Source organism: Actinoplanes auranticolor, from assembly GCF_018332655.1.
GTDB classification, from domain to species: domain Bacteria; phylum Actinomycetota; class Actinomycetes; order Mycobacteriales; family Micromonosporaceae; genus Actinoplanes; species Actinoplanes auranticolor.
The window spans coordinates 1-11,512 of sequence record NZ_BOQL01000013.1 but is presented as its reverse complement, the minus strand read 5'-3'; the positions used below and the strand labels follow the sequence as shown (position 1 = coordinate 11,512).

Annotated in this window: 9 protein-coding genes and 2 pseudogenes; 5 read left to right on the top strand and 6 right to left on the bottom strand. The window is 73.7% G+C overall.

Translation table 11 applies throughout. The features are described from left to right. Window positions 1-24 precede the first annotated feature (24 nt). From Aau02nite_RS05395 to Aau02nite_RS05380, 4 genes and pseudogenes are all read right to left on the bottom strand, one after another. Window positions 25-912: an NAD kinase gene (locus Aau02nite_RS05395; RefSeq protein WP_212987201.1), complete on the bottom strand. Its 888-nt coding sequence runs from the start codon at window positions 910-912 to the stop codon at window positions 25-27. Next, the gene (locus tag Aau02nite_RS05390; protein WP_212987200.1) at window positions 909-1,769 is read right to left on the bottom strand and encodes a TlyA family RNA methyltransferase; all 861 of its coding nucleotides are present in this window, start codon (window positions 1,767-1,769) and stop codon (window positions 909-911) included. Before Aau02nite_RS05390 ends, Aau02nite_RS05395 begins: the two co-directional genes overlap by 4 nt. 25 nt (window positions 1,770-1,794) lie before the next feature. After that, window positions 1,795-2,142: a hypothetical protein gene (locus Aau02nite_RS05385; protein ID WP_212987272.1), complete on the bottom strand. Its 348-nt coding sequence runs from the start codon at window positions 2,140-2,142 to the stop codon at window positions 1,795-1,797. 671 nt (window positions 2,143-2,813) lie between these two features. Further along, window positions 2,814-3,350, bottom strand: a pseudogene (locus Aau02nite_RS05380) (phasin family protein); the annotation flags it as partial. Window positions 3,351-3,467: 117 nt separating this feature from the next. Here Aau02nite_RS05380 and Aau02nite_RS05375 point away from each other — a divergent pair. The 4 genes and pseudogenes from Aau02nite_RS05375 to Aau02nite_RS05360 all read left to right on the top strand — a co-directional run bounded on the left by Aau02nite_RS05375 (window position 3,468) and on the right by Aau02nite_RS05360 (window position 6,737). Then, window positions 3,468-3,803 (top strand): SCP2 sterol-binding domain-containing protein, encoded by a 336-nt coding sequence (locus Aau02nite_RS05375; protein WP_212987199.1) that lies wholly within the window; start codon window positions 3,468-3,470, stop codon window positions 3,801-3,803. An 83-nt stretch (window positions 3,804-3,886) separates the two neighbouring features. Beyond that, window positions 3,887-4,672 carry an ABC transporter ATP-binding protein gene (locus Aau02nite_RS05370; RefSeq protein ID WP_246594923.1) on the top strand — a complete coding sequence of 262 codons (786 nt, stop codon included), beginning with the start codon at window positions 3,887-3,889 and terminating at the stop codon, window positions 4,670-4,672. A gap of 120 nt (window positions 4,673-4,792) precedes the next feature. Then, entirely contained in the window at window positions 4,793-5,659 is an 867-nt protein-coding gene (locus Aau02nite_RS05365) for an ABC transporter permease (RefSeq protein WP_246594922.1), read from the top strand. 410 nt (window positions 5,660-6,069) lie between these two features. Further along, window positions 6,070-6,737 (top strand): annotated as a pseudogene (locus Aau02nite_RS05360) (response regulator transcription factor). A gap of 320 nt (window positions 6,738-7,057) precedes the next feature. On the opposite strand, the gene Aau02nite_RS05355 reads toward Aau02nite_RS05360, so the two are convergent. Beyond that, complete coding sequence (locus Aau02nite_RS05355) at window positions 7,058-8,035, bottom strand: HAD-IIA family hydrolase (protein WP_212987198.1); 978 nt, start codon at window positions 8,033-8,035, stop codon at window positions 7,058-7,060. Further along, window positions 8,032-9,204 (bottom strand): tetratricopeptide repeat protein, encoded by a 1,173-nt coding sequence (locus Aau02nite_RS05350; protein WP_438841100.1) that lies wholly within the window; start codon window positions 9,202-9,204, stop codon window positions 8,032-8,034. Before Aau02nite_RS05350 ends, Aau02nite_RS05355 begins: the two co-directional genes overlap by 4 nt. Between Aau02nite_RS05350 and Aau02nite_RS05345 the strand changes: the two genes are divergently transcribed. Continuing rightward, window positions 9,154-11,433, top strand: a complete 2,280-nt coding sequence (locus tag Aau02nite_RS05345; RefSeq protein WP_212987271.1) for a hypothetical protein — start codon at window positions 9,154-9,156, stop codon at window positions 11,431-11,433. The genes Aau02nite_RS05350 and Aau02nite_RS05345 overlap by 51 nt on opposite strands. Window positions 11,434-11,512 lie beyond the last annotated feature (79 nt).

Here is an 11,512-nt window from a genome sequence, read left to right as displayed (position 1 = left end):
TTGCCCACCGAGGCCGGTCAGCCGTCAGCGGCGGTTGCCGCGCCAGCCGTCGACCGGGAGGGCGAACTTCGCCACCAGGGTGTCGGTGAACGGACGCGGATTGAGCCGTACGAGGCGGACGGGAAGCTCCCCGCGCCGCACCGTGACCTGCGCACCCGGCGGCAGGTCCCAGGTGCGCCGGCCGTCGCAGCAGAGCACGGCGAACGACGTGTACGGATCCACGGTGATCACGAACGTCGACGTCGGAGCGGTGACGATGGGCTTGCTGAACAGGGCGTGCGCGCTGATCGGCACCAGCAGCAGCGCCTCCACCTCGGGCCACACGACCGGGCCGCCGGCCGAGAACGCATACGCCGTGGAACCGGTCGGTGTGGCGCACACGACACCGTCGCAGCCGTACCGCGACAGCGGCCGCCCGTCGACGTCGACGAGCAGCTCGAGCATGTGCGCCCGCTGGCCCTTCTCGACGCTGCACTCGTTGAGCGCCCAGGAGTCGGCGATGAGCCGGCCGTCGTACTCGGCGCGCACGTCCAGGGTGAGCCGTTCGTCCACCGTGTAGTCGCCGGCGACGATCTCGCGCACGGTCTGGTCGATGTTGTTCAGCTCGGCCTCGGCCAGGAAGCCGACCTTGCCGAGGTTGATGCCCAGCAGCGGCGCCTTGGCCGGCCGGGCGAGCTCGGCGGCGCGCAGGAAGGTGCCGTCGCCGCCGAGCGCGAAGACGATCTCCACACCCTCCGCGGCCGTGGGGTCGTCGACCGGCGTGACGCCGGGAGGCAGCTCCAGGTCGGCGACCTCCTGGGCGATCACCCGTACCTCGAAACCGGCCGCGACCAGGTCGCGGGCGACGGTCTGGGCATGCTGGGTGCTCTGCCGGCGGCCGGTGTGGGTGACCAGCAAGGCGGACCGCGTCACGAATCCTCCATCAGGGGCGAAACCGGCGTCGGTGCCGGCCCGGCGGAGGCTACCGCGCCGGACGGCCCGGCGGCGACCACAGCGTGCACCCGCGCCTCGTCGGCGGGCGGGGCATCACGCCGGAACCACAGGAAGAACTCCACGTTGCCGCTCGGCCCGGGCAACGGGCTCGCGGCCACCCCGGCGACGCCGAGCCCCAGCTGAGCACCGGTGGCGGCGACGTCGAGGACGGCCTCGGCGCGCAGCAGCGGATCGCGCACGACCCCGCCGGACCCGACCCGCTCCTTGCCCACCTCGAACTGCGGCTTGACCATCAGCGCGAGGTCACCGTCCGGCCCGGTGCAGGCGGCGAGAGCGGGCAGCACGAGCCGCAGGGAGATGAAGGACAGATCGGCGACGGTGAGATCGACCGGACCGCCGAGGACGTCGGGGGTCAAGGTCCGCACATTGGTGCGCTCCATGACGATGACCCGTTCATCGGTACGCAGCGGCCAGGCGAGCTGGCCGTAACCGACATCGACGGCGTAGACGCGCCCGGCGCCCCGGCGCAGCAGCACGTCGGTGAAGCCACCGGTCGAGGCGCCGGCGTCGAGACAGCGGCGGCCCTCGACGGTGAGCCCGGTGAAGGCGGCGAGCGCCCCGGCCAGCTTGTGGCTGCCCCGGGAGACGTACTCGGTGGTCGGATCGTCGCCGGTGACCACGACCGGGTCGGCCGGGTCGATCATGGTGGCGACCTTCTGCGCCACACTGCCGCGCACCTGGACCCGGCCGGCCGCGACGAGCGCGGCGGCCTGGTCCCGGGAACGGGCGAGCTTACGGCGGACGAGCTCGGCGTCGAGACGCGCACGGCGGGCCATGAAAACCTATTCTCCGGTACGGGGGTCAGCGGTCGATGCTGGCCAGGGTCTCCTGGAGCACCTGGTGCGCGCCCTCGTACTCGGCGATCTGGTCGCCCGGGGCGAGCGTGGCCGCGTTGGCCAGCGACTGCAGAACGGCATCGACGGCGGGGTGCCCGGTGCCGCCCGTGGCGTCCAGCCGGTACTCCGGGTCGTTCCGCGGTCCGGCGCCCTGCGGTCCGGAGTTCTGCGGTCCGGAGCTCTGCGGTCCGGCGCCCTGTCCAGCGCCTTGCGGTGCCGGCGGAGGGCCCGAACGGAAGCCACCGGGGGGCGGGCCGGGGCGGAAGCCGCCGGGCGGCGGGCCCGGGCGGGGTGACTGGTTCGGATACGTCACGGCGTGGCCTCCGGCGTGGCGGGGTTGGTCGTCTTCTTCGCGGCCTTCCTGGCCGGCGTGCTCTTGTTGGCGGCCTCACCGGAGGGCGGGGTCGCAGCCGGCTCGCCGATGGCCGGGCTACTCCCGGCCGACAGGCCGGAAGCCTGGCCGCCCGCGGCTGGCGTTGCCTTCTTGGCGGCGGCCTTCGTGGTGGCCGTCCTCTTCGCGGGGGCGGTCGGCGGGAGCTCGGTCGCCGCGGCGGCCTCCTTCACCGGCGCGGTCGGCGCCGCTACGGTTCCCGCCGGGGTGGCCGGTTCCGCGGCTGCGGCTTTCGCCGCCTTCGCGGCCTTGGCAACCTTCGCCCGACCGGCAGTGGCGGCCGGGCCGGCTGCCTTCGACGGACTCCCCGCGGGCTTCGCCGCCTTGCCCGGACCCGCGCCGGTTCCGGCCGCCTCCACCGAAGCGCCCGCGGCGGGGCCGGCCTTGCCGGGAGCGGCCTTGCCCGGAGCAGCCTTGCCCGGAGCAGCCTTGCCCGGAGCAGCCTTGCCCGGAGCAGCCTTGCCCGGAGCAGCCTTGCCCGGGCCGGCCTTGCTCGGTGCGGGCTTCGGCGGCACACCCTTGACCGGTGCGGCGCCGGGCGTGGCTGCCTTCACCGGAGCCGGCTGGGCCGGGGAAGTCCCGTTGCCCGCGGCCTTCTTCGCCGCCTTGCGGCCCGGCGTCGCGGCAGCGGGCATCATGTTCGTCGTGGGTGCGGCGGCGGCCGGCATCGCGTTCGGGGTCGCCTTGACCGCCTTGCGCGCCACCGCCTTCTTCGCCACGGCCTTCTTCGCCGGCGGCACGACGTCGGCCGGCCCCGGCTCGGCCAGGGTCACATCGGGAGCACCGGCTGCCTCACCGCCATCGGCGCCCCCGACCGTACCGGGGCGCGCCTGGGCCTGACGCAGCTGCCGTTCCAGATCGCGTACCCGGCTGTTGAGGTCGGACACCTCGTCGGCGGTGGCCAGACCGACCAGGCCGAGCGCCCGGTCCACCTCGAAGCGCACGATGTTCGTCAACGCCTCGCGGTTGGCGACGCCGGTCGACATCAGATCCTCGACCAGCCCCTGCAACTGGGCGGCCGTCGCGCCACCACGGTTCACGAGCTCGCCGGCCACCTGCTGCGCCCGCTTGCGCGGTGCCTCGGTCAGTCCGAGCGCCATCTCCAGATACGCCCGCCATGCGTCCTGCATGTTGCTCCCCTCCGGCTCGCGCCACGCGTGTGCTGGTGCAACGCTACCGGGAGTACCCGCGGGCGCATTGCGGTACCGTGCGGAGCGTCGAAGTGGTGTCGCGGAGGAGGTCCGGAATTGGCCAGCGTGGACGAGTGCCGGCAGGCGTTGCACGATCTCGCCGCCCGGCTGGACGCCAACGCCGAGACCCGCGGCAAGCTCGACCTGGACCGCACGCTCGCGTGCCGGGTGACCGACCTGGACACCGCCTTCCACGCGCGGCTGACCGGCGGCCGGCTGGTCGACATCGCCGACGGCGACGATCCCAAGGCCAAGATCGCCCTGATCGCGGCCAGCGACGACCTGATCGCCCTGGTCACGGGCCGCCTCGACGTCACCCGAGCGATCGCGTCCCGCCAGGTCTCGATCAAGGCCAACCCGTTCGACCTGCTGAAGCTGCGCAAGCTGCTCTAGGCCCGGCCGTACGACCTGAGACGTACGCGAAGTGTCGCTTCTGAGCGGACGCGCCCAGCCCCGCAACTGGCCACGATGGGCTCATGACAGCACCCGTCGAGGCCCGGCGACTCACGAAGCGCTACGGCACCCTGACCGCCGTCGACAACCTGGACCTGTGCGTTCAGCCGGGCGAGATCTACGGCTTCCTGGGTCCCAACGGTGCCGGCAAGACCACCACGTTGCGCATGCTGCTGGGTCTGATCCGGCCCACCTCCGGCGAGGTGCGTCTGTTCGGACGGGCCCCGGGACGGCTGGACGGCGTCGGCGCGCTCATCGAGGGGCCGGCCTTCTATCCGTACCTCACCGGTCGCGACAATCTGCGGGTCATGGCCCGCCACGCCGGCGTCGCGCCCGCCCGGGTCGCGGCAGTGCTCGACCAGGTCGAGCTGACCGTTCGCGCCGGCGACCGCTACGCGACCTACTCGCTCGGCATGAAGCAACGTCTGGGCGTGGCCGCTACCCTGCTCAAAGATCCGCGTCTGATCGTGCTCGACGAGCCGACCAACGGGCTGGACCCGGCCGGCATGGCGGACATGCGCCTGCTGGTGCGCCGCCTCGGCGCTGCCGGTTGCACGGTGCTGCTCTCCAGCCACCTGATGACCGAGGTCCAGGAGCTGTGCGACCGGGTGGGCGTCATCGCCGCCGGCCGGCTGGTCGCCGAGAGCACAGTCGCCGAGCTCCGCGGCGAGCCGGGCCTGCGACTGGTCGCCGCCCCCGCTGGACGCTGCCGCGGCACAGGCCCGAAGCCTGCTCGGCCCGCACGCCGTCCAGGTCACCGACGGCGCTCTGCGACTCACCGTGCCCCCCGGCCCGCGCTGCCGAGCTGAACGCCGCGCTGGTCGGCGCCGGCATAGCGGTCAGCGAGCTGCGTACGGACGAGCGCAGCCTCGAGGACGCCTTCCTCGCCTTGACCTCGGGAGCCGGCCATACGTGACACGGACTTCGGGGTGCACTCCCCGCGCCGGCTGTCCCGCTCCGGCGACGCCACCCGGCTGGCCGACGACATCCGGGCCGAGACGACCAAGCTGGTACGCCGCCCGGCGATCTGGGCGCTGCTGGCGATCGCGATCGGGCTGAGCCTGACCTTCACCTACCTCATCCCCTACGCCGGCTACGCGGGCGGCACCGGTGGCCCACGTGCCGATCGCGGCCTGGCGGCGTTACTGCCGGACCAGCTCGTCGGCAACTCCATCGGTGGCCTGCCCGTGTTCCTCGGGGCGCTGATGCTGATCCTCGGCGTGCTGGCCGTCGGCAGCGAGTACGCCTCGGGCACCTGGAAGACGGTCGTCACCCAGGATCCGGCCCGCCTACGGGTCTATGCCGCCAAGCTCGTCACCGTCTGCCTGGCGGCGCTGGCCGGGGTGCTGGCGGTCTTCGCCGTGGGCGCGGTGGCGAGCATCGCCGTCGCGCTCGCCGAGAGCCGGACAATGACCTGGCCGGGCGCCGGTGACCTGCTCGCCGGGGTCGGTGCGGGCTGGTTGATCGCGGCGATGTGGACGGTCCTCGGCGCACTGTCGGGCATCGCGCTGCGCGGGGTCGCCCTGCCGGTCGGGCTGGGCCTGGTGTGGCTGCTCGCCGTGCAGAATCTCCTCGCCCTGATCGCCGCGCCCCTGCTGGGCTGGGTCGCGCAGCTGCAGAAGGCGCTGCCCGGTCCCCATGCGGGCTCGCTGGTCGCGGCGCTCGGCGCGAGCGGGGACACACCCGGCGTTGAGGCGCGGGTCAGTGGCGACCGGGCCGCGCTGATCGTCGGTGGATATCTGCTGGTGTTCGCGGCAGCGGGCGACGCGCTGCTGCGACGCCGTGACATCCTGTGAGCGTCATGAACCGGGTACGCAGATACCTGCCGGACGGCCTGGCCCGCCTGGACGCGCTGGTGGACCGCACCCGCGCGGTAGGAGTGTCGGTGGCGGTCGACGTGGCCGGTCCGCTGGCGTCTCTGCCCGCGGCGGTGGACCTGGCGGCCTACCGCATCGTCCAGGAGCCGCTGACCAACGTCCTGCGCCACGCGGGTACGGCCACAGCCTCGGTCCGCCTCGCCCTGACCGACGACGACCTGACCGTCTCGGTCAGCGACACCGGCCGCGACGGCCGGGCCCACGCCGGGCCGGGACGGCCACGGCCTCGCCGGCATGAAGGAACGCGTGTCGGCCCTCGGCGGCTCGTTGACCGCGGATCCCCGCCCGGAAGGCGGCTTCGCCGTCACCGCCACGCTCCCGGTGCGCCGATGACCCCGCAGCGGACGATCAGCGTGGTCATCGCGGACGACCAGGACCTCGTCCGGCTGGGCCGCGCACCCTGCTGGGCAGCGAGGACGATCTGATCGTGGCCGGCGAGGCAGCCGACGGACTCGCCGCGGTCGAGCAGACCAGAGCGCACCGGCCGGACGTGGTCCTGATGGACGTGCGCATGCCGGGCATCGACGGCATCGAGGCCACCCGCCGCATCGCCGCGGACCCCGGCGTGACCGGCACCCGGGTGATCGTGCTGACGACCTTCGAGGTCGATGCCTACGTCTTCGACGCCCTGCGCCACGGTGCCAGCGGCTTCCTCATCAAGGACACGAAACCCGCCGAGCTGGTCCGCGCGATCCGCCGGGTCGCGGCCGGCGAAGCCCTGCTGTCCCCGCAGGTGACCCGCCGGGTCGTCCGCGAATTCGCGTCCCGCCCGACCCGCGTCCTAAGCCCCCACCCCCAGCTGAACGCCCTCACCGACCGCGAACGCGAAGTGGTCAGCCTGGTCGGCGAGGGCCTGAGCAACGAGGAGATAGCGGCCCGCCTGGTCCTGAGCCCGGCAACAGCCCGCACCCACGTGAGCAGAGCCATGGTGAAACCGACCGCCCGCGATCGCGCCCAGCTGGTGGTCTTCGCCTACCAGTCCGGCCAGGTCGACTGACCACCGCCCACCTCGCCCCACCTCGGGTCGGGCCGAGCCGAGCCGGGCCGGGCCGGGCCGGGCCCCGAGTGTGTGGCCGGCAAGGGTCCGGACCGCCATCGCCCGGAGGACTGCGGCGCATCCGCTGCCGATCACCGCGGCCACGTTGGCCCCGGTCACGGGGATCGGTGAAGCTGTCCGGATCTGGTCACCTGTCGCCGCCCACGTCGCCGCGGGCTTCGGCGGGACGAGCGGAGTCGGCTACTTCCGCCCGGCGCGGACACGGAAATCCCCCGCAAGCGTGGTGCCTGCGGGGGATCAACGACAGTTGCGGGCAGCGCTCACAGACCCCACGTGGTAAACAGCTCACGGGCCGCGTCCGAGCCGGCCTGTGCCTTGCCGCCGTCCCAGACGAAGCCGGTCAGCAGCCGCAGCGCGTCGACCGGGTCGCCCGAGCCGTCGAGCTTGCCGTCCATCAGTCGCCAGCCGCCGAGCTCGTCGGTCCCGGCGGCGAGCCGCGCCGGCGGAGCCTCGCCGAACAGTCCGGACAGGTCTGCCGACACGAACGTCGGCCGCCGCTCGGGCGGAGCCGCGAGCAGCTCAGCCGGTCCGCTGACCCCGGTCAGCACCAGCAGGCTGTCCATACCCGCGCCGACCGCACCCTCGATATCGGTGTCAAGCCGGTCACCGACCGCAAGCGGCCGCTGCGACTTCGACAGCGACGCCGCAGTCTCGAACAACGCCGGCGCCGGCTTGCCGACAACAACGTCGGGCTCCCGGTTCAACGCGGTCCGCAGCACCGACACCAGCGAGCCGTTACCCGGCAACGGCCCGCGCGGGCTCGGCAGGGTGCGGTCGGTGTTGGTAGCCATCCACAAGGCGCCGGCGCGGACCGCGAGAGACGCCTCGGCCAGCACCTTCCAGCCGACGTCCGGACCGTAGCCCTGCACCACGGCAACCGGCTCGTCCTCGAACCGCTCGACCGGCACAAGCCCGGCATCGCGAACCTCCGCCCGCAACGCCTCCGCACCGACGACCAGCACCGGAGCGCCCGCGGGCAGCCGCTGGGCCAGCAGGGCGGCCGCCGCGCCGGCCGAGGTGAGAACCTCGTCGGCGGTGGCGGACACACCCATACCGGTGAGCAGGGCGGCCACGTCAGGCGCGCGCCGCGACGCGTTGTTCGTCGCATACGCGATAGCCGTGCCGGCCGAGCGCAGCCGCTCGACCGCCTCAGCCGCACCCTCGATCGGCTTGTCGATCAGGTAAATGACGCCGTCCAGGTCGAAGATGACCAGGTCGTACGCCTCAACCAGGCTCACGCCTCCGGCTCCTTGTCACCCTTCGCCGGGCGCTCACCCTCGAACTCGTCGGCTGCCCGGCCGTCTCCCGCGTCGGCGGCGGCGGCCTTGACGACCTTGTCGTCCGCCACGCCGCTGATCTCGGCGTCAACGGCCGCGTCGCCCACCGTGTCGCCGGCCTTGGCCTCGGTGACTCGGTCGGCGTTGTCGCCCGCCGCGTCGCCGCCCCCGGCGTCAGCGGTCGTGTCGCCTACCGTGTCGCCGGCCTTGGCCTCGGTGACTCGGTCGGCGTTGTCGCCCGCCGCGTCGCCAGCCTTGGAGTCAGCGGCCGTGTCGGCCGCCAGGTCGCCGGCCTTGTCGTCGGCGGGCGTGCCAGCCGCTGCGTCGCTGGCCTTGTCGTCGGCGGCCTCGGCCTCGTCGATGCCGGCGTCGACGTCCTCGACCAGGTCGTCCTGCGCCCGGTCCTCATCGTCATCGTCTTCATCCCCGGCGAACGCCTCGTCGCGGTACTCCTCGTCCTCCTCGTCGGCGTCCGTCGCCGGCGCGTCCGAGTCGGTCTCCACCGCGGCCACCGGCCCGCCGCCGGCCTGGCTCTCGTCGGCCGGGTCGTCGTCCTCGGGCTCATCGCCTTCGATCGTGACGCCGTCCAGCTCGAGCAGCCGCTCCGCCGCATCGGTCAGGTTGTCCTCATCGGCGGCCGCGGCCCGCGCGAACCACTCCCGAGCCTCGTCGCGCCGGCCGGCGGCCAGCAGTGCGTCGGCGTAGGCGTACCGCAGCCGGACGGCCCACTCGGCGTCCTCGTCGGCGGTCAGCTCACGGACCTGCAGCATCGCCACGGCGGCGTCGTGCTGACCGAGGTCACCACGGGCGCCGGCGGCCACGATGAGCAGCTCGATCGCGCCCGCCTTGTCGAGGGTGTCCTTGTCCGCACCGCGGAAGAGATCAATCGCCCGTTCCGGGCGACCCAGGGCGCGCTCACAGTCGGCCAGCTCGGCCAGGTGCGTCTGCCGCCCCGTCATCCGGTGGTACGTGCGCAGCTCGGCGATCGCGGTGGTCCAGTCCCCCACCGCGTACGCGGCCAGCCCGACGGCCTCCCGCACCACCGCGATCCGCGAAGCCATCCGCCGCGCGGCGATCGCATGCTGCAACGCGAGCTCGGAGTCCTCGTCGATGATCTGACCGGCAGCCACGAGGTGCCGGGCAACGAGGTCGGCGGTGTCCCGAGACAGGCTCAGCAGCTCGGCGCGAACCTCCTTGTCGAGATCGGTCGCCACGACATCCTCGGGCAGCTCGGGCGCCTGGAACGCGGGCTGCTGCAGGTCAGGCTGCTCATACCCACGCTCACCCCGAGGTCCCCGGTCGTCCCGCGGCGCCCGGTCGTCACGAGTCGCCCGGTCATCGCGGCCAGAGCGGTCGTCGCGGCCGGCCCGGTTCGCCCGGTCGTCACGCGGGGCGCGGTCGTCCCGGAAGTTACGGTCGTCGCGAGGTCCGCGGTTGTCGCGAGCCCCACGGTCGTCGCGAGGCGCCCCGTCCGTGCGCGGAGCACGGTCGTCACGAGGGCCACGGTCGTCGCGGGGTGCGCGGTCGTCGCGGTCGCGGAAGCCGCCGTCACGGGGGCCACGGTCGCCGGTGCTGCGGTCGTCACGCGTGCCGCGGTATCCGCCGCGGTCGCCGCCACCCTGGTAGCCGCCGCTCTGCGGACGGTCGCCGCCACTGCGGAACCCGCCGCGGTCGCCGCCCTGAGGACGGTCACCCTGCGGCCGGTCACGGTCGCCACGGAAGCCGCCGTCGGTGCGGTTGCCCGGCCGGTCCCCGCCGCGGTAGCCGCCCCGGTCGCCGCCACCCTGGTAACCACCACGGTCGCCCTGCGGACGGTCACTCTGCGGACGGTCGCCCCGGTAGCCACCACCGGCGCCACCCTGGAAGCTGTTGCGCGGGCCGCCCTCAGTGCGATCCCCGCCGCGGTAGCCGCCCCGGTCGCCGCCGCCCTGGTATCCACCACGGTCGCGGTCGCCACCACGGAAGCCGCCGCCCTGGAGACGGTCGCCGCCACTGCGGAACCCGCCACGGTCACCGCCCTGGGGACGGTCGCCACCGCTACGGAATCCGCCACGGTCACCGCCGCCTTGGTAACCACCACTCTGCGGACGGTCGCGGTCGCCACCACGGAAGCCGCCGCCCTGGGGACGGTCGCCGCCGCTACGGAATCCGCCACGGTCACCGCCACCCTGGTACCCACCACTCTGCGGACGGTCGCCGCCACTGCGGTAGCCCCCACGGTCACCGCCACCCTGGTATCCACCGCGGTCACGGTCGCCACCACGGAAGCCACCACCCTGCGGACGGTCACCGCCACTGCGGAACCCGCCGCCCTGCGGACGGTCACCGCCACCCTGGTATCCACCACGGTCGCCGCTCTGCGGACGGTCGCCACCGCTGCGATAACCGCCCCGGTCGCCGCCGCCCTGGTACCCACCGCGGTCACGGTCGCCACCACGGAAGCCACCACCCTGCGGACGGTCACCACCGCTACGGAACCCGCCACTCTGGGGACGGTCTCCGCCACCCTGAGATCCACCACGGTCACGGTCGCCACGGAAGCCACCACCCTGAGGACGGTCACCGCCACTGCGGAACCCGCCACCCTGCGGACGGTCGCCGCCGCCGCGGTAGCCACCCCGGTCACCGCCACCCTGGTAGCCACCGCCCTGCGGACGGTCGCCGCCGCTGCGGTAACCGCCGGACGAGCCGCCCCGGTCACTGCCGCCCTGATACCCACCGCGGTCACCGCCGCTGCGGAAGCCGCCGCCCTGGGGACGGTCACCACCGCTACGGAACCCGCCGCGGTCGCCGCCCTGGGGACGATCACCGCCACTGCGGAACCCGCCACCCTGCGGGCGGTCCCCGCCACTGCGGAACCCACCGCCCTGCGGACGGTCGCCACCACTGCGGTAACCACCCGACGAACCGCCGCGGTCGCCGCCACCCTGGTATCCACCACGGTCACGGTCGCCACCACGGAAGCCCCCGCGGTCGCCACCGCCGGACGAACCTCCCCGGTCACCGCCGCGGAAGCCGCCCCGGTCGCCACTGCGGTCGCCGCCGGCGCGGAAGCCGCCTTCGCGGCGCGGGCCGCCTCGGTCGCCCCGGTCACCGCGGGGGTTCGCGCCGGAGCCTCCGTCGCGACCGCGGCCGTCCCGGCCTTCGTCGTCGCGGTTGCTGGAGCCGCCGTCCTGCGGTCCTGGGTTCACGGGTCAAGTCCTTCCAAGTTCGGCGAGGCCCGCACACCATCGGCGGGGCTGCCGGAGCACATCAAGTACGGAACAGATCACTACGGGTGGTACAAGATCATTCTGGTGCCGGCCCTGCCATCGGGCGCCGGGGCGCGGGTCGAGCACGCGCCCATCCAACGCTACTAGGGCCCTGACACACAAAAGCAGCCGAGGGCCAACCCCTATGGGGAAGGCCCTCGACTGTACGTTAAGTCCGGCGGCGTCC

What these genes read in the sequence shown, in the direction of transcription:
- Aau02nite_RS05370 (WP_246594923.1), top strand. Translation starts at nt 3,887, where the DNA reads ATGACAGCACCCGTCGAGGCCCGGCGACTCACGAAGCGCTACGGCACC.
- Aau02nite_RS05390 (WP_212987200.1), bottom strand. Translation starts at nt 1,769, where the DNA reads ATGGCCCGCCGTGCGCGTCTCGACGCCGAGCTCGTCCGCCGTAAGCTC.
- Aau02nite_RS05345 (WP_212987271.1), top strand. Translation starts at nt 9,154, where the DNA reads ATGCTGCAACGCGAGCTCGGAGTCCTCGTCGATGATCTGACCGGCAGC.